22 protein-coding genes are annotated in these 26,316 nt (G+C 51.2%); 20 read left to right on the top strand and 2 right to left on the bottom strand.

Annotated features, from left to right (window positions below):
- Positions 1-473 precede the first annotated feature (473 nt).
- The 20 genes from L6H65_RS03025 (at position 474) to glnA (ending at position 24,295) form a co-directional block, all read left to right on the top strand.
- On the top strand, positions 474-1,433 hold the full coding sequence (locus L6H65_RS03025; RefSeq protein ID WP_236339114.1) for an ABC transporter substrate-binding protein: 960 nt from the start codon (positions 474-476) through the stop codon (positions 1,431-1,433).
- 28 nt (positions 1,434-1,461) lie between these two features.
- A complete protein-coding gene (locus tag L6H65_RS03020) occupies positions 1,462-2,277 on the top strand; it encodes an ABC transporter ATP-binding protein (protein WP_236338901.1) in 816 nt (271 codons plus the stop codon).
- Positions 2,246-3,061, top strand: a complete 816-nt coding sequence (locus L6H65_RS03015) for an ABC transporter permease (protein WP_236338900.1) — start codon at positions 2,246-2,248, stop codon at positions 3,059-3,061. The genes L6H65_RS03020 and L6H65_RS03015 overlap by 32 nt, the downstream gene beginning before the upstream one ends.
- A gap of 220 nt (positions 3,062-3,281) precedes the next feature.
- Complete coding sequence (locus L6H65_RS03010) at positions 3,282-4,244, top strand: aromatic acid exporter family protein (RefSeq protein ID WP_236338899.1); 963 nt, start codon at positions 3,282-3,284, stop codon at positions 4,242-4,244.
- Positions 4,245-4,549: 305 nt separating this feature from the next.
- Entirely contained in the window at positions 4,550-5,113 is a 564-nt protein-coding gene (locus tag L6H65_RS03005) for an outer spore coat protein CotE (protein WP_236338897.1), read from the top strand.
- A gap of 141 nt (positions 5,114-5,254) precedes the next feature.
- Positions 5,255-6,670 carry a putative amidoligase domain-containing protein gene (locus L6H65_RS03000; RefSeq protein WP_236338896.1) on the top strand — a complete coding sequence of 472 codons (1,416 nt, stop codon included), beginning with the start codon at positions 5,255-5,257 and terminating at the stop codon, positions 6,668-6,670.
- Between the two features lie 125 nt (positions 6,671-6,795).
- Complete coding sequence (mutS, locus tag L6H65_RS02995; RefSeq protein WP_236338895.1) at positions 6,796-9,579, top strand: DNA mismatch repair protein MutS; 2,784 nt, start codon at positions 6,796-6,798, stop codon at positions 9,577-9,579.
- Positions 9,580-9,612: 33 nt separating this feature from the next.
- Positions 9,613-11,700 carry a DNA mismatch repair endonuclease MutL gene (mutL, locus tag L6H65_RS02990; RefSeq protein ID WP_236338894.1) on the top strand — a complete coding sequence of 696 codons (2,088 nt, stop codon included), beginning with the start codon at positions 9,613-9,615 and terminating at the stop codon, positions 11,698-11,700.
- Entirely contained in the window at positions 11,697-12,467 is a 771-nt protein-coding gene (locus L6H65_RS02985; protein ID WP_236338893.1) for a class I SAM-dependent methyltransferase, read from the top strand. The genes mutL and L6H65_RS02985 overlap by 4 nt, the downstream gene beginning before the upstream one ends.
- A complete protein-coding gene (miaA, locus tag L6H65_RS02980; RefSeq protein ID WP_236338892.1) occupies positions 12,464-13,450 on the top strand; it encodes a tRNA (adenosine(37)-N6)-dimethylallyltransferase MiaA in 987 nt (328 codons plus the stop codon). Before L6H65_RS02985 ends, miaA begins: the two co-directional genes overlap by 4 nt.
- An 18-nt stretch (positions 13,451-13,468) precedes the next feature.
- Positions 13,469-13,711 (top strand): RNA chaperone Hfq, encoded by a 243-nt coding sequence (gene hfq / locus L6H65_RS02975; RefSeq protein WP_236338891.1) that lies wholly within the window; start codon positions 13,469-13,471, stop codon positions 13,709-13,711.
- Positions 13,712-13,916: 205 nt separating this feature from the next.
- The gene (locus L6H65_RS02970; protein WP_236338890.1) at positions 13,917-16,544 is read left to right on the top strand and encodes a penicillin-binding protein 1A; all 2,628 of its coding nucleotides are present in this window, start codon (positions 13,917-13,919) and stop codon (positions 16,542-16,544) included.
- Positions 16,545-16,549: 5 nt separating this feature from the next.
- Positions 16,550-17,242, top strand: a complete 693-nt coding sequence (locus L6H65_RS02965) for a peptidylprolyl isomerase (protein ID WP_236338889.1) — start codon at positions 16,550-16,552, stop codon at positions 17,240-17,242.
- A gap of 158 nt (positions 17,243-17,400) precedes the next feature.
- Positions 17,401-17,958, top strand: a complete 558-nt coding sequence (locus L6H65_RS02960; RefSeq protein WP_236338888.1) for a ribonuclease FAU-1 family protein — start codon at positions 17,401-17,403, stop codon at positions 17,956-17,958.
- A complete protein-coding gene (locus tag L6H65_RS02955; RefSeq protein ID WP_236338887.1) occupies positions 17,955-18,629 on the top strand; it encodes a YdcF family protein in 675 nt (224 codons plus the stop codon). The genes L6H65_RS02960 and L6H65_RS02955 overlap by 4 nt, the downstream gene beginning before the upstream one ends.
- 108 nt (positions 18,630-18,737) lie before the next feature.
- Entirely contained in the window at positions 18,738-19,718 is a 981-nt protein-coding gene (locus L6H65_RS02950) for an AAA family ATPase (protein WP_236338886.1), read from the top strand.
- A gap of 43 nt (positions 19,719-19,761) precedes the next feature.
- On the top strand, positions 19,762-21,054 hold the full coding sequence (hflX, locus tag L6H65_RS02945; RefSeq protein ID WP_236338885.1) for a GTPase HflX: 1,293 nt from the start codon (positions 19,762-19,764) through the stop codon (positions 21,052-21,054).
- A gap of 112 nt (positions 21,055-21,166) precedes the next feature.
- A complete protein-coding gene (locus L6H65_RS02940; protein ID WP_371877629.1) occupies positions 21,167-22,453 on the top strand; it encodes a methionine gamma-lyase family protein in 1,287 nt (428 codons plus the stop codon).
- A 63-nt stretch (positions 22,454-22,516) separates the two neighbouring features.
- Positions 22,517-22,930, top strand: a complete 414-nt coding sequence (locus tag L6H65_RS02935; protein ID WP_236338884.1) for a MerR family transcriptional regulator — start codon at positions 22,517-22,519, stop codon at positions 22,928-22,930.
- A gap of 36 nt (positions 22,931-22,966) precedes the next feature.
- Positions 22,967-24,295 carry a type I glutamate--ammonia ligase gene (gene glnA, locus L6H65_RS02930; RefSeq protein WP_236338883.1) on the top strand — a complete coding sequence of 443 codons (1,329 nt, stop codon included), beginning with the start codon at positions 22,967-22,969 and terminating at the stop codon, positions 24,293-24,295.
- Positions 24,296-24,796: 501 nt separating this feature from the next.
- On the opposite strand, the gene yjcZ is transcribed toward glnA, so the two are convergent.
- Both yjcZ and L6H65_RS02920 read right to left on the bottom strand, forming a co-directional pair.
- The gene (gene yjcZ / locus L6H65_RS02925) at positions 24,797-24,901 is read right to left on the bottom strand and encodes a sporulation protein YjcZ (protein WP_236338882.1); all 105 of its coding nucleotides are present in this window, start codon (positions 24,899-24,901) and stop codon (positions 24,797-24,799) included.
- A gap of 104 nt (positions 24,902-25,005) precedes the next feature.
- Entirely contained in the window at positions 25,006-25,821 is an 816-nt protein-coding gene (locus L6H65_RS02920) for a HipA family kinase (protein ID WP_236338880.1), read from the bottom strand.
- Positions 25,822-26,316: the final 495 nt, after the last annotated feature.

Below are 26,316 nucleotides of genomic sequence, written 5' to 3'. Positions count from 1 at the left end.
TCGGGTAGCAGATTAGAGGTTATCCGATGATCGCGATACCAGATTGCAGGGTTACTTTACAGAAGAAGTGGATTCCACGATGCCATGTCATCTGTTAGATGTTTTTTCGTGCTTACAGCGTGCCTCGCTCCACTTTTTCGTGCTGTAAGAAGGTTTTTCAGGCTTATGGCGACAGAAGAAGTGGATGACTGAAAATCATCAGATTGCAGGATTGGATTCAATGTTGGTTCATTGCGGCTTCCCGAGTGTGAGGATACTTGGAGAGTCGCTTTTTTTCGTGCAAATGAAGTGTGTGCTTTTTCCAGCTGTTAGCTGTTGTGTCACATACACACATATCCTCTTACAGCTGCAACATACGTTCGTACTCACCATTTCTCCGTTGCTGCATAGGCTGGAATACAATACATGTGCAGCAGGAGGAAACCAATGTGATACGACGGCTATTAATGTCTGCTCTGATAATTGCAGGGCTTATGACCGCCCTGCTGGAGGGATGCGGCAAAGACAATGGTGAAGAGGGGCTTGTGAAGGTGCGAGTGGGCGAGGTAACGAGATCGCTGTTCTATGCGCCGGAGTATGTAGCGATTGCCAAGGACCTGTTCAAGGAAGAAGGACTCCAGGTGGAGCTGACAACGACCTTTGGCGGGGACAAAACGATGACGGCATTGCTAACAGGGGGCATAGACATTGCGTTGGTCGGCTCGGAGACGTCGATCTATGTCTATCAGCAAGGTGCTGAGGATACGGTCATTAATTTTGCCCAGCTGACACAGACTGACGGAACTTTCCTGGTCTCAAGGGAAGCTGTGGACGCATTTCATTGGGATCAGCTTCAAGGAAGCGTTTTCCTCGGACAGCGCAAGGGCGGCATGCCGCAGATGGCGGGCGAGTTCACATTGAAGCGTCACGGCATCGATCCGCAGAAGGATCTGGAGCTGATTCAGAATATTGAATTTGCGAATATCCCCGCAGCATTTGCCTCTGGCACTGGCGATTATGTACAGCTGTTCGAGCCTCAGGCATCGATTTTTGAGCAGGAGGGCAAGGGGCAAGTTGTCGCATCCTTTGGCGTAGAAAGCGGGCATCTTCCTTATACCGTATTCATGACTAAGCAGAGCTATATCGACGCGAATAAGGAAACGACGCAGAAATTTACGAACGCAATCTATAAGGCGCAGAAGTGGGTCGAGGAACATAACGCCGAGGAGATCGCGGATGTCGTCCTTCCATTCTTCAAGGATACAGACCGAGCCATAGCAATAAAAGTCATTGACCGCTACAAGCAGCAAGGTTCCTATGCATCGGACCCTGCAGTAGACGAGGAGGAGTGGAACAACCTGCTTGATGTCATGACGACAGCCGGTGAGCTTACAAGCAGACCCGCGCACGAGGAACTCGTAGATAATTCATTCGCAGAGCAGGCTGCAGACTGACGAAGGTGCTGGAGAAGGAGAGCTTGCAATGGACAACGTACTGGAGCTGCGGAATGTCTCACAGGTCTATGTGAATGACAGCAGGGCGACGCTGGCTGTAGAAGACCTTTCGTTGACAGTGGAGCGGGGATCGTTCCTCAGTTTGGTCGGTCCGAGCGGCTGCGGCAAAACTACAATACTAAGCATGCTTGCCGGACTGCTGAAGCCGACAAAGGGCGAGGTAGTCGTTGGCGGCGAGATTATACAAGGTCCTTCTGCCCGAATCGGATATATGCTGCAGCATGATTATCTGTTTCCTTGGCGAACCATTCTGGACAATGCGCTGCTTGGATTGGAACTAGGCGGCAGGCGAACGGAACAGGGCATCGACTATACACGCTCCCTTCTCCATGAGCTGGGTCTCGGCGGATTTGAGAAACGAATGCCCCATGAGCTGTCGGGCGGTATGAGACAGAGAGCCGCACTAGTTCGGACGCTCGCTACCGAGCCCGATGTGCTGCTGCTTGACGAGCCATTCTCGGCGCTGGACATGGGAATCAAGCTTCAGCTTGAGGATTTGGTGCAGTCCACCTTGCGGAGCAAAGGGAAGACGGCTGTCCTTGTAACACATGATTTGGCAGAGGCTGCGGCTATGAGTGATCAAGTGGTCGTGCTGGCACGCAACCCTGGCCGCTATTACGGCTCGTTCCTGATTCCGCCCAGTATTCGCGATGCATTGCCGACAGAAGCTCGCAGGATGAGAGAATTTCAATCGATTTTCGACAGCCTTTGGAGGTCACTGGAAGAGAGCGGCGAGAAGGGAGGTGCATCGCATGGGCAAGAGCTGGATTCAAGACCTTCATAGGGAGCATCTGAGGGGGGCAAGACGAAGGAGGGGAGCTGTTCGATTAACGCAAGCACTCCTTCTGATTGGTCTGCTGGGGTTATGGGAGACAGCAGGCCGTCTGAGATGGATCGATGTGCTGTTGTTCAGCTATCCCAGCAGGCTATTCAGCCAAATTTATTCGACAGCCGCCGATGGCACGTTGTTCCCCCATCTGGGCGTAACCGTGCTGGAGACCGTGGTCGGTTTTATATTGGGGACGTTGCTAGGAACGGCATTCGCGGCTTTGCTCTGGTGGCTGCCCTTCGTCTCCCGTGTGATGGACCCTTTTATCGTTGTCATGAACAGCCTGCCCAAGGTTGCGCTCGGTCCGGTATTCATCGTCGGCTTCGGCCCAGGCTTTATTTCTATTGTGGCAACAACACTGTCGCTCACTGTTATCATTACAACACTCGTGATCTACGCCAGCTTTAGCGAGGTTGACCAGAATTATATGAAGGTTGTTCGTCTGTTCGGCGGTACGAAGACGCAAACCTTTCAATACGTTGTGCTGCCGGCATCCATTCCTACGATCATATCGACACTCAAGGTCAATGTAGGGCTGGCTTGGGTCGGTGTCATCGTCGGAGAATTTCTGGTTGCCAAGGAAGGCCTCGGCTATCTGATGATCTATGGCTTTCAGGTGTTCAACTTCACCTTGGTGCTGTCCAGCTTGATTCTAATTGCTGTCGTTGCAACTGTCATGTACCAGGGCGTCACCTATTTAGAGAAGAAAATAATGCGCCCGGATCTTCAAAAGCACTGAGCAGCAGCAGACTTCCAAAGGCAAGTACCGCCAAACATCGCCTCACCACGCAACGCGTGCAGCTCTCATTGCCTGGTGGGACGATACGTGAAGGCAGTCAGCCACCCACCGCGAGTGCGGTGCAATTGGGTGACATGCAAGCGGAACGGTTGACGCTAGGCCAAGGGTAACGGTAGGATAAAGGTAAAAACCGGAACCTTCGGTCTAGTTGAGGTCAATTATGGGCATTCGAGTCATCAAAACCGCGATTGCGGCGTTGGCCGCTTTGTATACGGCTTATTATTTGGGGCTGGATACCCCTTTATCTGCAGGACTATTGGCGATATTAGGCGTTGAAGTAACGAGGATGAAGGGGCTGAAGAGCGCCCTTGTCCGGTTTACCGCCTCTGTGCTGGGTCTTTTTTTTGCTTCGCTATTATTTACGCTGTTTGGATTTCATATATGGACGATATCGCTCTTCATATTGCTCGTGTTCCCCATTCTATCCCGTGTGCAGCTAAAGGACGGCATTGTGACGAGCTCCGTTATCGTATTTCATGTGTTTGCTAGAGAGAGTGTAACGACAGATCTGATCGGCAATGAAATTATGCTGCTGCTAACCGGACTTGGGTGGGCAACGATCATTAACTTTCTCTATATGCCAAAAGAAGACAAAAACCTCGCCTTGCTCCGCAAACAGACGGAACAGAGCTTTGCAGACATTTTTCAATTAATGGGACAAACTCTGCGGAATCCTGCTTTGGTTTGGTCAGGTGAGGAGCTGCTTCAGGCGAATAAAGCGATCGAGCAGGGGCTGAAGCGGGCGGAAATGAACCAGGAGAATCGGCTGTGGGGCCAGGACAGAACAGCATGGAATTATTATCCGATCTACTTTGAAATGAGGCGGCAGCAGCTGGAATCGATTCAACAAATGCTGCTTCAGTTATCCTATGTTTATGATTCCCTGCCACAAGGAGAGCTGGTAGCAGACCAGTTCGATATACTTGCTGATAATGTGAAATCCGAGGTGTATGAAGGGGCAGTTGAGCGCAAATTGCCTGAGCTTGAAGAGCAGTTCAAGGCGATGCCGCTGCCGAAGAGCCGTCAAGAATTTGAGGTGCGTGCCGCGATCCTTCAGCTCATGCACGAGCTGGCGCGATATTTAAACATTGCCAAACGGCTTAAAAAACAACGGAGCGATTGACCTGTCATCGGACAAGCCTTGAAAACCATTTGCCTCCAAGGTGGAATAACCAAGGTGAAATTGCCAAGGGGGCAAATAGCAACGGGCAACTAGCAAGAGAGATTAAGCAAACCTTGATTATGTAAGCCTTAATTATTGGATATGTAAGCCTTAATTATTGAAGCGAAAGCCAATGAAGAGCGCCTGAGGACGCTCTTTTTTGAGTGCTCTATAAACATTTCGATTTGTTGGTCTAGGATTAATCAACATTCGCCCATGTCCTGCATACACTTTAAGTGAATGATTGTATGGAGGAGGTTAAATACATGGCTATTGCAGATAAACAGCTTCAGTGCAGAGAAATAATTACGAAAGCTGTCTGCGGCAAAGGTCGTAAGTTTTCCACAGTAACCCATAACGTTACGCCGCCTCATCATCCCACCAGCATTCTGGGGGCATGGATTATCAACCATCAGTATGAAGCGGTTCGATCGGGCGACGGGATTGAGGTTATAGGTACTTACGATGTTAATATTTGGTATTCTTACAACAAAAACTCGCAAACCGACGTAGCCAAGGAAACGCTCTCGTATGTCGAGCATGTGCCGCTCTCCTATATCGATCCGAAGCACCGGTCATCGACGGAGGAGGTAACGGCAGAGGCGACTCAGGAGCCGAACTGCATCGAAGCGAACATTGCCGCGAACGGCTCCAGCGTCGGTATTCGCGTCGAGCGCGAATTTGTTGTGGAGATGGTTGCTGAGACCAAGGTTTGTGTTGCTGTCTGTCAGGGCGGCTGCGATCATGACGGCAAGGATTTCGACTATGACGATGACGGCGATGGCGATTATGAGGATTTGGACCCGGATTTGCTGGACGACGAGCTGTAATTTCGAGGATTACAGCGTTACTGTTCATGTATCGTATGCGGCAAAGGCACGGGATTCGAGGGCGGATGCCCTCTTTTTTTTCGAAAAGTTTCATTTAAGCTTGGAGGCCGTGCAGGCTGCTTAGCGATCGGGGATAGGTGAATGTCGGGAAAAATATGGACGTGGGATGCGGAGGGTCGAGCATTCGGGGAATTTCCCCGTGCCTGGGCGGATGGAATTCCTGAAGGCGATGATAGCATTATCGTATGCGGCAGCAGCCCGCTGCCTTCACATTGGCGAGATGGAAGCTGTGAGCCGCTCATTCTGAATCGCGGCGCAGCAGCCTATGCGGCTGCGTCCTGGCAGGAGCTGGCGAGGCGGCTGCAGCGGGCTGGCGCAGCCGTTCTGGAGAGCCCCGGCAGCAGTGGAAGACGGTTCATCGTATCGATCTTCAATCTGCAGACGATCGAAGTAAGAAGGATCGCAATTGAACCTTCGATGTCAGGGCTTCGCAATCCATCTGCTTTCGCGGCTAATAGACGGAATCAATCCCGTATCCTGCTTGCAGCGGCGGACCCTATGTTCCGGCGTCTCTCCAGAGCGGCGGTGAAGGCTCTTTATGCGGTTGGATTGGAGAATGGGAGGGTGGATATGTCTGTCGCTGACAGCGGCAGCTGCAAGGTGTCTGCTATTCATCTGCCTGATGGGGAAGAGCTGCAGAAGGGAATTTGGGCAAGGGCGATTGCCGTATACAGGGGACAGCGATCTCGCTCAGCCAATGGGAAGCCGCACGATGAGGATCTTCTTCGGATAGGTGCTGATCCGGAGTTTCTTCTCCTGTCGGAAGAAGGCAAAGTCGTGTCAGCCGCCACCTATTTGGAGGGCGGCTACGGAACTGGCTGTGACGCTGTTGTGATTGGCGGCCGGATCATGTACCCCGTTGCGGAGCTTCGGCCCGCACCAGCGGGCAGTCCCGACGAGCTGGCAGCGAATATTCGCCGCCTGCTCGTACAAGCTAATACGCGCATTCGGGACCGCCGCCTGCGCTGGGCTGCAGGCGCCATGCCGGTAGCGGGCTTTGCGCTGGGAGGCCACATTCACCTCAGCGGAGTGCCGCTGACAGGAAGGCTGCTGCGGCAGCTCGACAGCTATGCCGCTCTGCTGCTGGCATTAATAGAGACGCCGTCTGAGGGAGCGAGGCGGCCGAGATTCGGTACGCTTGGAGATTGCCGCATGCAGCCGCATGGCGGCTTCGAGTACCGGACGCTTCCAAGCTGGCTCCTATCGCCGCTAGCTGCGAAAGCGGCGTTTGCGCTAGCCCTTCTATGCGCAAGAGAGAGCCATGCGCTTGCGTATCGGCCAATGGAGGACGAAACGATTGTGGACGCCTATTATTCGGCTGATTATGAAGTTTTGCGAACATGCGTGGAGCCGCTTGCTTCTGCAATGAGAGAGACAGCCTCATACGCTGAGCTAGGACGCTGGATAGAGCCCTTGCTGGCCGCAATTCGAAGGAGAGAGCATTGGGATGCTGCGACAGATGTAAGGGTGAAATGGCGTATTCCAATTCAGGAATGATGCAGAGCAACTGATCAGCCAGCATTTCTGCTTCAACTGTTCGCTGCGTTCCACTATGGGGCGCTTTTTCTGTTATAATATATTTCTGAAGATTCATATTCGCATTAAATAACAGGAGGGGCGGCATGTCTTCTTATACCCCCATGATACAGCAGTATCTATCGATCAAAGAGCAGGCGAAGGACGCCTTTTTATTTTTTCGGCTTGGCGATTTCTATGAAATGTTTTTTGATGATGCAATCAACGCATCGCGTGAACTGGAGATTACCCTTACAGGAAGAGAGGGCGGCGGCGAGAATCGCATCCCGATGTGCGGCGTCCCTCACCATTCCGCTGAGGGTTACATAGCAAGACTTGTTGACAAGGGCTATAAGGTTGCGATCTGCGAGCAGGTTGAAGATCCTTCCGCAGCCAAGGGAGTCGTTCGAAGAGAGATCATTCGTTTCGTTACCCCTGGTACAGTAATGGAAACCAAATCGATTGCGGAGAAAGCGAATAATTTCATAGTCGCAGTATCGCACAGCGATAGCGCATTCGGAATTGCTGCCTGCGACTTGACGACAGGAGAGCTCTACGTTACTTCATTCCAGGGGGCGCTAGAACTGCTCACCGACGAGATCAATGTATATCGGCCTGCAGAAATTGTCGGGGACGAGCATGTCCTGGAGCAGCTAAGGCCTGTCGTTGCGGCTTTTAACCGTCCGGTGCTGTTCACAGCTCGTACCCCCATGGAGAAGGCGGGGCTGGAGGGTCAGTTCGAGCTCGGAGAGCTGAATCATTTAGCGCCAGCGCGTCTGCGGGCAGTCGCCATTATGACCGGCTATCTCGACGAGACACAGAAGCGTTCTCTAGGTCATGTCAGACGGATTCAGTCCTATGAGCCCAATCAATATATGGTGCTGGACCCCTTCACAAGAAGGAATCTGGAGCTGGTGGAAACGGTTCATGACCGCAGCAAGAGGGGCTCGCTGCTCTGGCTGCTGGACCGTTCCCGCACCTCTATGGGCGCCAGGCTGCTGCGGCGGTGGATCGATAAGCCGCTGCTCTCGAAAAAGGCGATTGACGCCCGTCTTGAAGCGGTTGACGAGCTGTATAACAATTTCATCCTGCGCGAGGATGTGCGGCGCGAGCTGAATGAAATTTACGATCTGGAGCGGCTGGTCGGACGTGTTGCCTTCGGCAGCGCCAATGGACGCGATCTCAATGCGCTGAGGACATCGATTCAGCATGTTCCTGCTCTGGTGGCATTGTGCGCGGATTCCGCTTCGACTACGATGCAGCAATTGGTTGGTGGAATTGATGATTGCTCAGATTTGGCGTCGATGATCGAGACTGTTATCGTAGAGGACCCTCCGATCTCGGTTCGTGATGGGGGACTGATTAAAGCAGGCTATGACGTCTATCTTGATCAGCTGCGCGAAGCGAGCGTCAGCGGCAAGAAATGGCTTGCCGAGCTGGAGCGCCAGGAGCGCGAGGCAACAGGGATCAAGTCACTTAAGATTGGCTATAATAAAGTGTTCGGCTATTATCTGGAAGTTTCCAAAGCGAATATATCGATGCTGCCGGAAGGCCGTTACGAGCGGAAGCAGACGCTCGCTAATGCTGAGCGTTATGTTACACCGGAGCTGAAAGAGAAGGAGAGACTTATTCTCGAAGCGGAAGAGAAAATGGTAGATCTGGAATACGAGAAGTTCGTGGAGCTTCGCGAGCATCTGTCTGCGCATCTGCATCGGCTGCAGAGTCTGGCGGAAACGATTGCGACATTGGACGTTTATCAATCGTTGGCAGCGGTTAGCTCGGAGCAGCGCTTCGTGAAGCCTCTCGTTACGGACGGCTACGATATGGTTATTGAGGAAGGCCGGCATCCGGTTGTCGAAGCGGTTATTGAGGGAACAGCCTTCATTGCCAACGGTACGGGTTTAACGCGGGACGGGTCGTCCATGCTGCTGATTACCGGTCCTAATATGGCGGGTAAAAGCACATACATGCGCCAGGTCGCGCTCATTAGCATTCTTGCGCAGATTGGCTGCTTCGTGCCAGCAAGGCGCGCGGAAATCCCGCTAATCGATCGGATATTCACACGAATCGGGGCGGCCGATGATCTCATAGGCGGCCAGAGCACCTTTATGGTTGAGATGAAGGACATCCAGACGATGACGGAGAAAGCAACGTCTCAGAGTCTAGTTATTATTGACGAGCTTGGACGAGGAACCTCTACTGGTGAAGGCATGGCGATTGCGCAATCGGTCGTGGAATTCGTCCATCATCAAGTAGGCTGCAAAGCGCTAGTATCCACTCACTTCCATGAGCTCGCGCATCTTGAGGAAACATTGCCATCGCTGGCCAATGTATGTATGGCCGTGCAGGAGACCGGCGACAATGTCACCTTCCTGCGCAAGCTCGTCCCTGGCGCTGCAAGCAGCAGCTACGGCATCTATTGCGCCCAGCTGGCTGGCTTGCCGGACAGCATCATTCAACGGGCTTATAGTCTGTTGGAGACGCATGCGGAGCTGGAGCAGAAACCACAGAAGCAGGCACAGGCAAAGCAGATACAAGAACAACAGAAACCGGATTCGGTTCCGGCAAGCAGTTTGGCTGATGGCGGGACGATTTCTGAGGAAGCTATCGGAGATCGTTCACGCTCCAAGCGAGGCGGGGCCAATGGCGGGCAGGATGATGCCATATCTGAGACAGCGGCTTCCTACAGCAGCAATGCAGCAGTTGACAGCGTCGTTCAGCTGTCTATTTTCGGCGAGTCGATGCCAGAGCCCAAAGCCCGCAGGGCGAGTCCGAAGGCTGAGCAGCTTGCCGACCAATTGAAACGGCTGGATCTGTTTAACTTAACGCCGATGCAAGCGATGCAATGGCTTAATGATATGAAGCTCAAGCTGCTGACGGAGGACAAATAGAACGGCTGATTGCAGTGGGAGGGAGTGCGCGTAATGGGTAAAATTCAAGTGTTGGACGAGCAGCTCGCCAATCAGATCGCAGCTGGCGAGGTGGTGGAGCGTCCATCTTCGGTCGTTAAGGAGCTCGTCGAGAACGCGATTGATGCGGGCAGCTCTACGATTGATGTCGTGATCGAAGAGGGCGGCTTGACCCTTATTCGTGTGACGGATAATGGGCAAGGCATCGATGCTGAGGATATCGGTACGGCCTTCTTCCGGCATGCTACAAGCAAGATCGCATCGAGCAAGGACCTGTTCCGCATCGCAAGTCTGGGATTTAGAGGCGAAGCGCTACCAAGCATCGCGGCAGTTGCCCGCGTCGAATGCGTCTCTTCTTCCGAAACGACAGGGCTGGGGCGCCGCTATGTTATCGAGGGCGGTGTCGTCAAGAAGGACGAGGAGGCCAATGCGCCGCAGGGGACAGATGTATCGGTTCGCGATCTGTTCTTCAACACGCCGGCCAGATTGAAATATATGAAGACCATTCAGACCGAGATTGGCCATATCGCCGATTATGTGAATCGGCTTGCATTAGCGCATCCTGGAATTGCCTTCACACTTCGGCATAACAACAGTCAGCTGCTGCGAACGATTGGCAACGGAGATCGCGTACAAGCCTTCGCTGCGATATACGGCACATCAGCCGCCAAAGCGATGCTTCCCGTAGAAGGCGAGCATCCTGATTATGATTTGAGCGGCTACATATCCAAGCCAGAGCAGACAAGAGCGAATCGCAACGGCATTACAGTCGTTGTCAATGGCCGTTATATACGAAGCTTCGTCATAAACCAAGCGATTATGCAAGCCTATCATACCTTGCTTCCGATCAATCGCTATCCGCTTGTCGTGCTTGAGCTTGGCATGCATCCGAGCTTGCTGGATGTGAACGTCCATCCGTCCAAGATGGAGGTTCGATTCAGCAAGGAGGCAGAGCTAAGGGAGTTCGTGGAGCAGTCACTCGCCAAGGCGCTCGGCAAGCAGCGGCATATTCCTGGGCCGGCAGCGTCTGAACGGTCCAAGCCGCTGTTCGTTCAGGACAGAATTTCCTTTCACCAGGCAGAGCCGAATATGACTATGCCGCCATCCGCTGCGCCATCATTGTCGCAATCCTTAACGCCGTTAACAAAATCATTTTCAGCACCATCCAATACAGTTCCGAGCGGCGGTAGCGGAGCTGCAGGAAAGCGAGAAGGGAAGCCTTCCTACACTCCAGATTGGCAGAGCAATCGCGACGTTATTCCGAAGGATGCGACAGAGCTGCTCTACGCCCCGCCGAAGCAGCCTGCGCATTCTGCTAGCGGAGCAGATGTTGTTCGGGAAACAGCGGCGGGCCAATCGCAGGACTCAATGGGACATACGAGCGCAGGTAGTGAAAATAATGGAGCAGGCAGTGAAGCTAATGATGCAGCAGCACAACAGGAAGCACGCCAAGCTGATCATGAACCGATAAACAGCTCCAATCGTGAAGAAGAATTAGTTAATGACAGTAATCATTCATTTCCTGAATTATATTGGATCGGCCAGCTGCACGGCACGTACATCGTCGCTCAGAATGAAGAGGGCTTGTATCTCATTGACCAGCATGCGGCGCATGAGCGGATTAATTATGAGTATTATGTAGAGAAATTCGGGCGTCCGCAGCAGGCAAGCCAGCAGCTGTTAGTGCCGATCACCTTGGAGTTCACGGCATCGGAAGCATCGACGCTTCGAGGACGTCTTCCGCTTATTGAGGAAGCAGGCATAGAGCTTGAGCCATTCGGTCCGCAAACCTTTCTCGTTCGCGCTTATCCAGAGTGGCTGCCGCAAGGAGATGAGCAGGCGGTCATCGAGGAGATGATGGAATGGCTGCTCGGTGAGCGAGGCGCAGTAGATATCGGAAAGCTGCGGGAGAAATCCGCGATCATGTGCTCCTGCAAAGCATCGATCAAAGCGAATGACCGTCTGACACGGGAAGAGGGAGAAGGTCTGCTGCAACGGCTGTCCCGCTGTATCCAGCCTTATACCTGTCCGCACGGCAGACCGATACTCGTGCATATGTCCACCTATCAGCTTGAGAAAATGTTCAAGCGGGTGATGTCATGATCGTCACGACCGCCTACAAGCCCTCGTCAGAGCTGGTCGCATATGCAGGACGATTGTCCCAGGAGCTTGGAGGCCGGCTAGTGCCTCGGAATCAGGATTCTCTGGCGCGTATGAAGAAACGCTACGGAGAAGCCAGCGTGTTAGTTGCAGATGATAATGGACTAAGATATTATGAGGAATCAGAAGAGCCTCTTTATTTTCATCCCAGCATGGCTTATGTCAGAGTAAAAAGATTGCGCAGCGGCGAGAGTGATCCATTGATCGAAGTATCTGGCTGCAGAGCAGGCGACACGGTACTGGATTGCACAGCTGGCCTTGGCTCGGATGCGATCGTATTCTCTTATGCTTCTGGCCAGGAAGGGAAAGTCATTGCGCTGGAGAGTGAGCCGGTTCTATGCGCTGTAGTTCGCGAAGGACTTCGTACTTACGAAACGATCCATCCCGATGTGAATGAAGCGTTCCGGCGTATCGAGCTGCAATGCGCCAACCATATGAATTGGCTGGCGGAGCTCCCTGATAAGAGTGTCGATATCATTTATTTCGATCCGATGTTTCGCCGCCCCATGCATGACTCTTCAGCTTTGGCGCCGCTGCGCGGATTAGCGAATAATGGCGCGCTCGACGTTGAAGCCGTGCTTCAGGCCAAGCGGGTCGCTCGCAAGACGGTCGTGCTCAAGGAGCATCGGGACAGCGGCGAGTTCCTGCGGCTTGGCTTTGAACGCAGGCATGTCAACAAAATTGCATATGGAGTGATCAATCCAACATGAGTGCCGAACAGAACTATCCGACCAAGCCGCGGCTGCTCGTGTTGATCGGACCGACTGCGGTCGGCAAAACAAGAATGAGTCTTGATCTTGCAAGGGCGCTGAATGCAGAGATCATCTCAGGTGATTCTATGCAGGTCTATCGGGGTATGGATATTGGTACTGCCAAGATTAAGCCCGAGGAACGGGAGGGCATTCCGCATCATTTGATCGATATTTGCGGTCCTGAGCATCCGTTCTCAGTTGCAGAGTTTCAGGAACGCTGCACAGGTCTGATCACGGATATTTCCAGCCGCGGGAAGCTTCCCTTTATTGTGGGAGGGACCGGACTGTATGTGGAATCCGTCGCTTACGGGTATGAATTTGCAGAGAGCGGATCGGATGAAGCATTTCGCGAGGAACAGCTGCACTACGCCGTGAAGCATGGTGCGGAAGCGCTGCTGGACAAGCTGCGGGCTATCGATCCCGCCTCTGCGGAGAGGCTGCATCCCAACGATCAGCGGCGCATCATCCGGGCTTTGGAAATCCATCATTTGACCGGGATGACATTATCCGAGCAGCTTGCCGGCCAGAAAAAGATTTCGCCATACGAATTATGTATCATCGGGCTGACTATGGATCGGGCAGTGCTGTATGAACGCATCAATCAACGTGTGGATGATATGCTGGCGGCGGGGCTGGTGGGAGAGGTGAAGCAGCTGCTCTCACAAGGTGTCAAGCCTGGTGACATCTCCATGCAAGGTCTTGGCTACAAGGAGATTGCGCTCTTTCTACAACAGCAGCTATCGCTTGAGGAAGCGGTGACCTTAATCAAACGTGATACGCGTAGGTTCGCGAAACGGCAGCTTTCATGGTTCCGGCATATGTCTGACATCACGTGGATTGACGCTTCTGAAAATTTTCAGAACAATTTGCAAGCGATTTATGCTATAATAGCAGGAAAGTTCAGGATGGATCTTGAATATACTTCTAACCAATCTTTTTAACGATGGGGGTAACGGCTAATGAACAAATCAATCAATATTCAGGATACGTTTCTGAACCAACTTCGCAAAGACAGCGTCCCGGTTACGGTATATTTGACCAATGGCTTCCAAATTCGCGGAGTTATTAAAGCTTTTGACAATTTTACGATTGTCATCGACAGCGAAGGCCGTCAGCAAATGGTGTACAAGCATGCAATCTCCACGTTCACTCCGCAACGTAATGTATCGCTAATGCAGCAAGATCAATCAAAAGAAGCGTAGTATCGGCTGAAACATATTGAAACTTTTTCAAACCGATTTGCGTTTAATTGGATAGCGGCACGACAGAGCAACCCGCCCACGTGCAGGGTTGCTCTTCTCGTTCCTGGCCATGAAACAAGTTTCATCTGTGCCGTTGCCGTTTAGACATATAGGGTATAAATAGAGACGAGAGATACTCGTCAGGAGTTCAGGAGGGGAATCGGCTATGGTCGATGGACCAGTCAACAAATCAGATTCGCCGCGCAAAAGCGCACAGGGCAAACGGAATAAGAAGGGGAAGAAGAAGTTCTCCGGTCGAAAGATGCTTGTCTGGCTGTTCTTCGCCACAGCGGTCGCAGTTATTTGCGGCATCATCGGTTATTTGCTCGTCGTATTGAACGGGGAGCGGATATTGAATGAGAACAAGGATAAGATCGATCTGCCAGAGAGCTCCATCATTTATGATGTGGATGGCAATGAGGTAACCAAGCTTTACCGGCAAAACCGTGAAGTTATCAAATATGAAGAAATCCCTGATTTATTGCGCAAGGCGGTAATCGCCACCGAGGACAGAAGGTTTGAGGAGCATTCCGGCATAGATCTTTGGTCAATCGGCCGCGCACTCGTCAAGGACGTTATTGCACGAAGCGCTGTTGAGGGCGGCAGTACGATCACCCAGCAGCTGGCGAAGAACCTGTTTCTGTCAGGGGACAAGACGTTCTTCCGCAAAGCGACTGAAGCTTCCATTGCAGTTGCTTTGGAGAATCAGATGACGAAGGATGAAATTCTGACGCTCTACTTGAATCGGATTTTCTTCGGCAAGAATGCGTATGGGATCAAGTCTGCGGCGAAGGTGTATTTCAACAAATCGCTGGATCAACTAGATCTTTGGGAGATCGCAACGCTTGCGGGTATTCCTAAAGCTCCGAGCACGTACAATCCGGTCTCGAACCCTGAGAAATCCAAGGAACGCCGTGGAGTCGTGCTGCAGCTGATGTATGATCAGCAGCTCATTACGAAGGAACAGATGGATGAAGCGAAGGCTGCAGAGTATGATCCGGGGGTTCGTGCTGCAGACAGTCAGCAGTTCCCTGCCTTTATCGACTATGTAGTTGAAGAGGCGGAGCGGGTAACAGGCATTACGGAGGAAGAGCTCCGCAGCGGCGGGTACAAGCTGTATACCACGCTGAATGTGGAAGCGCAGTCTGCCATGGAAAAGGAATTCAAGGACGATTCCAATTTCGAGGAAAGCGTGGATGAAAAGCAGGTAGAGGGCGCGATGGTTATTATTGACCATCGCAACGGCAATATTCAAGGTCTTGTTGGCGGTCGCGACTATGAGCGCAAAGGCTGGAATCGCGCCGTGAAGGAGCGCCAGCCGGGATCAGGCTTCAAGCCCATTACCGTGTATGGGCCGGCTCTGGAGACTGGCGACTGGTATCCTTGGTCGAACGTGCTGGATGAGAAGCGCTGCTACGGCAACTATTGTCCAACCGACTCCAACAGCAAGAAATACATTGGCGAGATCAGTATGCGCCAATCGATCAAGGAGTCAAGGAACGCATCGGCAGTGTGGCTTCTCAATGAGATTGGCGTGAAGACGGGGCTTAACTTCGCAGAGAAGCTGGGCTTCAATCTGGATGCGAAGGACGATCGCAACCTCGCTATCGCGCTTGGCGGTCTTACCAAAGGCGTAACGCCAATGCAGATGGCGACAGCCTACAGTGTGTTTGCCAATGGAGGCAAGGCGGTTGATGCTCACTCCTTGCTTAAAGTGGTGAACAGCGATGGCGGCATCGAATATGAATATAGCGCTCCCAAAGCCAAGCAGCTCATTAAAGCTGAAACTGCTTGGTATTTGACAGAAATTATGCAGAGCGTGCTAGAGAAGGGCGGTACGGGGACTAGGGCAAGAATCGATCGTCCTGTAGCGGGCAAAACGGGTACAACACAGCACGGCATACCGAACTTCAAGTCCAGCGGCAACCGCGATGCGTGGTTCTCTGGTTATACGCCTGAATGGACAGCCGTTGTTTGGATGGGTTATGACAAGACCGATAAGAAGCATTTGCTCAAGAAGAGCAGTGCGCAGTCAGCAACGATGTTCGCGAAGGTTATGAATGCTGCGATGAAGAATGTGAAGAAGGGCAGCTTCACGAAGCCGAAAAACGTCGAGGAGAAGAAACCGCTGACGACCGTATCCAATTTCAACGCGGTTTATGATCCGGAGACGATTACGTTGAAGCTTACCTGGACGCCGGTAGATGAGAAAGATGCGACATACCGCATCTATAGGAAAGAGACCAGTGAGGCAGATTTTACACGTCTGTTTGACTCGGTGAATGTTTCTGAGATGAATGATCTTGCCATTTCTCCTGGCTTGACTTATCAGTACTACATCACTGCCTACAATGCCGAAGACAACCTGGAGAGCCAGCCGTCCGAGGTCATTACGGTCGAGATTCCAGCGCTGGAGCTGGAACCCGATGGACCGATAGAGCCGGGTCCGGACGAGGGAGAGACGCCTCCGCCAGACGGGGGCATTGATCCGAATCCAGACAATGGCGGCTCGAACAATGGCGGCGAGCTGCCGCCAGATGGTGGAACTACGGATCCGGGCAATTCGGGTACAGATCCCGGCGGTAATGGCGCCAATAACGGCAACGGAGCAGGCAATGGCAGCTCTGGAGACAATGGAACAGGTAATGGAGCAGGTAATGGTACAGGAACAGGCGATGGTTCTAATGGCACAAATGGTGCTGGCGGTACGATTGAAGATCCGAACGGGATAATTGCGCCGCCTGAAGGTGAAACCGCGCCGGTAATTAATAACGAGTTGGAAACTGGAGGATAATATTCATGTCACTGCAACGACGATTGACAATTGCATTATTGGCAGCCAGCTTGGCGATTACGCTGGCGGGCTGTGGAGACAAGAAAGCGGAAGACAATGCCAATACTCAAGGCAGCGCTACTGCGGATGTCGCTCCGGAGAATGAGGAGACCAAGACTCCTAAGCAATGGAAGCAAATGCCGGAGATGAGCATTGATACGAACAAATCGTATGAAGCGCATTTCGTCACCTCGAAGGGAGAATTTACGATTGAGCTGTTCGCGAAGGACGCGCCGCAAACGGTAAACAGCTTTGTTTTTCTGGCGAAAGAGAAGTACTTCGAGGGGATTAAATTTCATCGCGTATTGAGCGATTTCATGATTCAGACCGGCGACCCGCTCGGCACTGGTTCAGGCGGTCCTGGCTACAACATCCCTGATGAGCTGGATAACGGACATGTTTATGAGGAAGGCACAGTAGCGATGGCGAATACAATGCAGCCGGATTCCGGCGGGAGCCAGTTCTTTATCGGTACAGGCGAAGATGTCAAAGGTCTGGATATGCAGCCAATCTATACGATATTTGGGAAAATAAGCTCGGGCATGGATACGATCAAAGCGATTGACACAACCCCTGTTGGACCAGGCAATCCAGATCGGCAGGACAGCAAGCCGCTGGAGGATATTACGATCACCTCCGTCACAATTAATGAGAAGTAGAAGAAAGGAGAGCGATATGCTCTCCTTTTTCATCTTCTGCATATACTATACCTACATGCTCTGGCGTTAATTTGATGGCTCGCTGGTGAAGAGACGGTAAGATGTGGTAAGCTTTTGCTAGCTGTAAGCTTACGATCCTAACGGAAAGGTCGTTCCGTATGAAACGTAAATTTTCTGATCGAGCCAATTGGCGGCGTATATTGCGGAAGAGCTATACCTGCTTGTCGATGGATGGCGATGAATTCAAAGGACTCGTAACGATGTATCGTATCCACGAATTGCGGGAACCGCTTTGGAAAGAATATAATGGCCGCAAGATGTGTCTGGCTGACCGTGGATATCTATGGATGCAGCACTTTCCACGGGGTGAGCACTTTGTTGTGACTACTATGTTTGATGATAAGAATCGTGTCGTTCAATGGTACATTGATATTTGCAAAACACAAGGGTTGACGGATCAACAGGTCCCCTGGTTCGATGATCTCTACCTGGATGTCGTCGTACTCCCCAGCGGAGAAGTATTTCTGATGGACGAGGATGAGCTGGAGGATGCGGTTAGACAGGGCATTGTTACCGGCAAGGATGCGGCGCTTGCCCGCAAGACAGCGGGGCGTTTGCTGTCGGCTATACGCAATGGACGCTTCCGCTACTTTACTTTAAGTCTGAAGCACAGAAAAGCGCTTGTCGCGCAGAATGGTGAAGTGAGTGAGACATGATGGGAGCGATTCATGCATCGAAGAAAAAACGAGCGCGCCGCCGCTTTTTCTCTATCCGGCTGCTGCTTCGTTTGAGTGCCTGGGTTGTGGCGTTCGCAGCGTTCTGGGTCGCTTATCTGTTATGGGTCATCAATAGCTATGAGCTGCCCAAGCCGCTTCCCAAGGCGGATGCGGTGATCGTGCTTGGTGCTGCGCTTTGGGATAATGAACCAAGCCCCGGCTTGCGCGAGCGGCTGGATCATGCCCTTGAGCTGTACAAGCAGGGTAATGCAAATTACCTGATCTTAACTGGTGGACTTGATCACAACGGCTCCACGCTTACAGAGGCTGAAGGCATGCGGGATTATTTGCTGAAGCATGGTGTTCCCGGTGATCGTCTGCTGCTGGAGAATGATGCGCGCAGCACGTATGAGAATTTGTTGTTCAGCAAAGCGGTTGCCAAGAAGAATGGACTGAACAGCTTTCTGATCGTGACCCATGACTATCATGCGCCGCGATCAGCCGAAATTGCTCGGTATCTCGACTATGAGCAAACCGAGGTCATCGGCTTCAAATCCAAGGTGCTCAAGACAAGCTATAATCAGAGCCGGGAAGTGCTGGCCTTCACCAAGTGGAAGCTGGATGCCATCCTGCTGAAATTCGGTTTGCAGGCGCCTGAGACCTCCTTTTAATAAACCCCTTCGAAAACTGTTAATATGGCCCGTTTCACTAGAATACAATGGAACATGCGGCGTTCGGGCCGCAGCCATACAGTTGCGAAGGAGCGGTGATCCAAGGGTATGAGTGAACGGCTAATTTCGATGGGACAGAATGGCAATGGAGCAAGGCCTTCAAGGCAAATCAATGTCATCCTGCGCAGTCAAGAGCCCTATGCATCGACAAGCTCGGCCCAAGCGCTGGACAATGAACCGGCTGTTGCCGCCAAATCGATATCGGCGAGTGATCCTTACATGGATATCCAACGCGAGCTGGAGCCCATGGTTGGCCTCGATAATGTGAAGCTGCTCATATATGAAGTGTTTGCTCAGCTGCAAGTTAGCCGCATGCGCACCGATGCAGGGCTGTCCAACGGCTCGCATGTGTACCATATGATTTTCAAAGGAAATCCGGGGACAGGCAAGACGACAATTGCCCGTATTGTAGCAAAGCTGTTCAATCAAATGGGTGTGTTGTCCAAAGGACATCTGATCGAAGTCGAACGTGCGGACCTTGTTGGCGAATATATCGGGCATACGGCGCAAAAGACGCGTGATCTTGTTCGGAAGGCGCTTGGCGGCGTCCTGTTCGTGGATGAAGCCTATAGCCTCGCGCGCGGCGGGGAGAAGGATTTCGGCAAGGAAGCGATTGATACGTTGGTTAAAGCGATGGAGGACAATCGCAATGAGTTTGTGCTCATCCTGGCGGGCTATCCGCTGGAGATTGAACAATTTCTTATGACGAACCCGGGTCTGCCGTCCAGATTTCCGATTCAAATTGAATTCCAGGATTATTCGATTGATCAACTGATTCAAATTGCTGAGCTTATGGCTAAGGATAGAGATTACACGTTAGTGCCTCAGACCTTATTCAAGCTGCGGCAGCATTTAATGCAGGAGAAGGCGGCCTCGCTCTATTCCTTCAGCAATGCCCGTTATGTGCGCAATATGATTGAGAAGGCTTTCCGGCATCAGGCTGTTCGTCTGCTCGGTCAATATCCAAGCGGCTCGCCGGGCAAGCAGGAGCTGATGGCTATTAGGCCTGAGGATATGAAGCAAGCGTAGCAATGATTGATGTCCACTCCTGAAAGGAGCGTAATTGATCCGAATGAGACAATCGACATATGAAACCAATAATGATTTGCAGGATCGTGCCATTCTTGTCAGCTTGATCACACCGGATATTAAGAGATCGACTATTGACCCTGAGCATTCCCTGCTGGAGCTGGAGAATCTGGCGGAGACAGCGGGCGTAGAAGTTCTCTCCACCATGACACAGCAGAAGGAAGCCCGCGATTCAAAATGGTTTATCGGCAAGGGAAAGGTTGAGGAGCTTCGTGCAATTGCGGAAGAGCTTGGAGCGACAACCGCGATATTCGATCAGGAGCTGTCAGGCGCGCAGGTGCGGAATCTTGAAGCCGCTTTGGATTTGAAAATCATTGATCGCACACAGCTTATTCTGGATATATTCGCTCAGCGCGCCAAAACGCGCGAAGGCATTATACAGGTCGAGCTGGCTCAGCTCAGCTACCTGCTGCCCCGACTTTCTGGGCACGGCAAGAATCTGTCACGGCTTGGCGGCGGGATCGGAACACGCGGTCCCGGTGAATCCAAGCTGGAGACGGATCGCCGGCATATTCGGAATCGAATTCATGATTTGAAGACACAGCTGGATGAGGTTGTGCGCCATCGTACTCTTCATAGAGAGCGCCGCCGCAAATCGGGCGTGCAGCAGGTTGCCCTTGTCGGCTATACGAATGCGGGGAAATCAACGCTGCTTCGCGAGCTGACGAATGCGGATGTCTATGTGGAGAATCAGCTGTTTGCTACGCTTGATCCTACTTCCCGCAATTTGGAGCTGCCAAGCGGCAAAGAGATCGTTCTAACAGATACAGTCGGCTTCATTCAGAACCTGCCGCATGATCTGATCGCGGCATTCCGCGCAACGCTGGAAGAGGTGTGCGAAGCCGACCTGGTGCTGCATGTGGTGGACAGCTCTTCGCCGATGAGAGAAGAGCAGCGGGCAGTCGTAGAGCGGATTCTAGGTGAACTTGGCGCTGCCGGCAAGCCGCAAATTCTGCTGTACAACAAAATCGATCTCTGTTCCAACGATGGTACAGAGCTTGCGCCTGCCAGCAACGAGAACACCCTCGTTATTAGCGCATTTTCAGCCGATGATCTGACCAAGCTGCGTCAAATGATTCAGGACAAGATGACGGGCGATACGCGAACATTTATTTTTCCAGCAGAACGCGGGGACCTTATCGCCCTTGCTTACCGAACCGGTGAAGTGACGGAGCAAGAGGTTGACGGTGATTCACTGCGTGTAACGGTTGAATTAAACAAGCAGGATTATGAGGTGCATGGCTACAAGCTTGAAGCTTTTGTGGAAAGTCGATAGTCGTTGGAGTCGTTATGTAAGATGTAAGAATTGAAAAGTAAGAAGCAGCAGGAAGAAGCAAGTACATGACAGGATGCAAGATGAAGTGCGCCAATAGGGGAGAGACTTGGAATTGATTCATCAGGGGAATGGAATTTGGGATACACTATTGCAATGGGCGACGGCAGCCGAGAAGCAGGTACAGAGCGTGTTCCGCCAATTGGATACAATTGCGGAGCGCAATCAATGGAAAGTAATCGCTGCTTTTCAGAAATATCGGGTCAGCGATTTTCATTTTAATGGATCAACTGGTTATGGCTACAATGACAGCGGGCGCGAGGTGTTAGACGAGGTGTATGCCGATGTGTTCGGCGCCGAAGCAGCGCTCGTTCGTCCTCATTTTGTATCTGGCACACATACGATCAGCTGCGCGCTGTTCGGCTTGCTGCGTCCAGGGGACGAGCTGTTCTATATTTCTGGCAAGCCTTACGATACGCTGCACAAAGTAATCGGCAAGCCTGGCGACGGGAAAGGCTCGCTGCAGGATTTCGGCATCCGCTACAAGGAAGCTGCGTTGACAACAGAAGGCGCGGTGGATTGGGAAGCGGTAGCAGCAGGAATTACAGAGCGGACCAAGGTTATCGGTATTCAACGCTCGCGAGGCTATGATTGGCGGACTTCGTTCACTGTGGCAGAGATTCGCGAGATGGTGAAGCGGGTTAAATCTATTAAGCCGGATGTACTCGTGTTCGTCGATAATTGCTATGGCGAGTTCACGGAAGAGCTGGAGCCGACTGAGGTGGGTGTAGATCTGATGGCGGGCTCGCTCATTAAAAATCCGGGCGGCGGCCTCGCACCGACAGGCGGTTATATAGCAGGAACCAAGGAGGCCGTCGAGCTAGCTGCTTACCGACTTACTGCACCCGGAATCGGCGGAGAGGTTGGAGCTACTCTTGGGACACTCAGAGCGATGTTCCAAGGCCTCTACCTGGCGCCTCACATCGTTGGACAAGCTCTGAAGGGAAGTGTATTTGCTGCTGCGATGTTCGAGCGGCTAGGCTTCGAGAGCAATCCACGCTGGGATGCGCCGCGCACTGACTTGATCCAAGCGGTGCGATTCACAGGCAGCGAACAATTGATTGCATTCGTGCAGGGAATTCAGAAGGCTGCAGCCGTAGACTCGCATGTTGTGCCTGAGCCATGGGCCATGCCGGGGTACGAGCATCCCGTAATTATGGCAGCGGGAACGTTCATGCAGGGGGGCAGTCTGGAGCTGTCAGCAGACGCTCCGATACGGGAACCATACATTGCTTATATGCAGGGCGGATTGACTTATGCGCATGTCAAACTAGGGGTTCTGAACGCATTAATGCTGCTCGCAGATCGAGAGTTAATTGTAATTAAACCTTACATACCTTGACACGTTTTAGGGTGAGCGGTACAATTGATGCATATATTTCAGAGACTGGAAGGTTGATACGACATGGCTGACGATTTACGCAGAAATATGGCGCTTTTTCCGATCGGCATCGTCATGAAGCTGACTGATTTGACAGCTCGACAAATCCGATATTATGAACAGCATGAACTTATTGTTCCAGCTCGTACTTCCGGCAACCAGCGTCTGTTCTCCTTTAACGATGTGGAGCGGCTGCTTGAGATTAAGTCCCTGATTGAGAAGGGTGTTAATATCGCAGGCATCAAACAAGTAATGAATCCGGTTTCGAAGGAGTCGGAGGAAGCTACTGTCGTCAGCGAGCAATCCGAAGTAAAACGCAAGGAGCTGTCAGACACACAGCTGCATCGTTTGTTGAAGCAGCAACTAATCGAGAAGAGACCGGGCAACAAGGCCTCCATGATTCAAGGCCAGTTGTCCCGTTTCTATAACAAGAATTAGATCGACCATAACCACAACTATAAGGGAGATGATTCCGTGAGTTTCACCAAAGAGGACATCAAACGTATCGCCAAGGAAGAGAACGTTCGTTTCATTCGACTGCAATTCACTGATCTGCTCGGTACAATTAAGAATGTGGAGATTCCAGTTAGTCAATTGGAGAAAGCGCTGGATAATAAAATGATGTTCGATGGTTCCTCCATCGAAGGTTACGTTCGTATAGAAGAATCAGATATGTATCTGTATCCTGATCTTAGCACATGGGTAGTATTCCCATGGGTGACACAGGATCGTGTTGCGCGTCTGATCTGCGATATCTATATGCCGGATGGCACGCCCTTTGCCGGAGATCCACGCGGTATCTTGAAGCGAGTGCTGAAGGAAGCTGAGGACCTTGGCTACACTTCTATGAATGTTGGTCCTGAGCCGGAGTTCTTCTTATTCAAGACGGATGAGAAGGGTGAGCCGACGACAGAGCTGAATGACCAAGGCGGATACTTTGACCTTGCGCCGACTGACCTCGGTGAGAACTGCCGTCGTGAAATCGTGCTGACACTTGAAGAGATGGGCTTCGAAATTGAAGCGTCTCATCACGAGGTTGCACCAGGACAGCATGAGATCGACTTCAAATATGCCGATGCAATCAAAGCAGCTGACCAGATTCAAACGTTCAAGCTCGTAGTAAAAACAGTTGCGCGTCAGCACGGACTGCATGCATCATTCATGCCTAAGCCGCTGTTCGGCGTTAACGGCTCAGGAATGCACTGCCATCAATCGTTGTTCAAGGGCAATGTCAACACGTTCTACGATGAGAGCGACAAGCTCGGTCTGAGCCAAACGGCTCGTTACTATATGGCTGGCATCCTGCGCCATGCTCGTGCTTTTGCCGCAATCACGAACCCGACTGTCAACTCCTACAAGAGATTGGTACCGGGCTATGAAGCGCCTTGTTATGTCGCGTGGTCGGCAAGCAATCGGAGTCCAATGATTCGTATCCCTGCATCACGCGGTCTTAGCACACGCGTTGAGGTGCGTAATCCTGACCCTGCTGCGAACCCGTATCTGGCACTGGCTGTTATGCTCGCTGCTGGACTTGACGGCATTAATAACAAGCTGCCGCTGCCGGCTCCAACAGATCGCAACATATATGTGATGACAGACGAAGAGCGTATCGAAGAAGGCATCCCAAGCTTGCCGCTTGATCTGAAGGAATCACTCGACGAAATGCTTCGCAATCAAGTTGTCTGTGATGCGCTGGGCGATCATGCACTTGCTCATTTCTACGAGCTCAAAGAAATCGAGTGGGACATGTATAGAACACAAGTTCACCAATGGGAACGCGATCAGTATTTGACGCTGTACTAAGAGGGAAAACATAGGTTTATTCAAGGGTTTAGTGGGGGTATTTCGAGTTTTCTTTGACAAGTTACTCGGTTGCCCCTAATTGCCCTCGACTTTGGATTTATATATCCCCTAAATCAGAGCGTAATAAGAGCATGAATGATCCTTGAAATTATTAATCAACGCAGTGTGTTAAATGTGATTGTCCTCATAGACCGAAAAATGTTTTCGGTTCCCCAATATCTCATCCTCTTATTCAGGCTGAAAATCCAGCGTCTTGCTTGTTCAAACCCCTGCTTTCGTTTTCTCAAAAAAAATTAGAGCCCGTCCAGCAGCAATAAGCTTGTATGGCAGCATCGAGTTATTGGCTGCGCGATTGAGTTTGCTGATCTCTGAATATCGTCATTGCGGAAAAGGGATTAAATGGAAAAGACCCGCTGGTCTATCGGGTCTTTTCCGTAAGGGAGGAATCGCATAGTCCAAGTATAGAACAGAGGGATACGTCTTGATGGTAATTAGTTCCCTCTAGTAGCCAAAGCGCATACAACTACAAGCGACAATAACCAACAAGATAAAAAGTACCAGGATGGTTCCCGCGTTTGTGAAAGCTCCACCAACAACTCCAGACATTTTTAGTACACCTCCTAACTAACAGAGTACCCTTTAAACTATGCACGTCGATTATTGTGTGATTGGGTATTTGTTACCGAGACGTATATCAGATGGCATTAGTCTCATCCTATCCCTCCATGTTTAAGATAGTGTACATGCCATATAGGAAAATGAACATGTACCGATTGAATCATGTAATACATAACTTTTCTCCGGTGCTCCATGTAATTTACCAAGATAGTCAATTCCTGTTCCGATACATTCCACTCCGCCGGAATATTGAAGACGACATTAAACAATTCACCTTTTGTCAAGGACTGAAACTTGGATACTGAGTTGCGGAAGGGGTTAGGACCGTCAATGAAAGGGACGAAACGCTGATAGAGAGTTCCCCAATAAGCATTGAAAATATTCATTTTTTTTATTAACGATTCAATGCTCCAAGCGGGTCCGTTAAACACATTAGCTTGATCGATCATCCAAATTTTCGGCTCAGAACCTCCTGTAACAATCAAATTTTGTTCTGCGGGCCTCCAAACATGCCGGTCGTTATTGTCCAGCCAGTAATCGAATACGATCATGTCAGCGGCCTGCTCGATGTTCGTGCATCTTGCTAAATCCAGACAGGTTGGCTGATGAATGCCAGAAGGAATGAAACGACTTCCAAAATGCGGACCTTCCTGAAGGACAGACTTCAAAGTGGGATGACTGTTAATGACTCGTTTAGATATGAAAAGGATCTTGCCTTCGGGTATTGGAAGATTTAACTGCTTTGCCAATTGACTGCAAATGAACTCATTAACGAGAACCTTTACACCCTGCGGGTTGGACAATAGTTTGATTACATAAAAGTTGCCATCATCACAAAGCATTAAATGGGGTCTACTCCAGCCGTCCAAGGGCTTAACATACTGGGTAACTTGTATCAAACAGATCATCCTCCCAAACTAGTGCTCTCTCAATTAATTTATGCCTTTATTACGAGAATGGAGTGGTCTAGTGAAGTAGAGAAATTCGTTTTTTTTATGCTCAAATACGAGGATGTAAATTGATGTTGATGTTAATACGGCGAGGCGGATTGCTCGTGTGGAGACTATAAGCGGACAAAACCTGCTTACAACTACCGAAAAATGCGTGATCTGTCGTGGAAGCAGGAAAAATCGTCTTACAGCCTGAACGAACGCGTGAAAAGGGCATCGGTGGAGACTATAAGCGGACAAAACCTGCTTACAACTACCGGAAAATGCGCGATCTGTCGTGGAAGCAGGAAAAATCGTCTTACAGCCTGAACGAACGCGTGAAAAGGGCATCGGTGGAGACTATAAGCGGACAAAACCTGCTTACAACTACCGAAAAATGCGCGATCAGTCGTGAAAGGTGCCTTCCAAGGAAATAACTTCACTTGAATAAGAACAAATGTTCGTGTATATAAT

It is taken from the genome of Paenibacillus plantiphilus (assembly GCF_927798095.1).
GTDB lineage: Bacteria > Bacillota > Bacilli > Paenibacillales > Paenibacillaceae > Paenibacillus_Z > Paenibacillus_Z plantiphilus.
The sequence above is the reverse complement of the archived record's forward strand: the minus strand, read 5'-3'. Positions and strand labels throughout refer to the sequence as shown.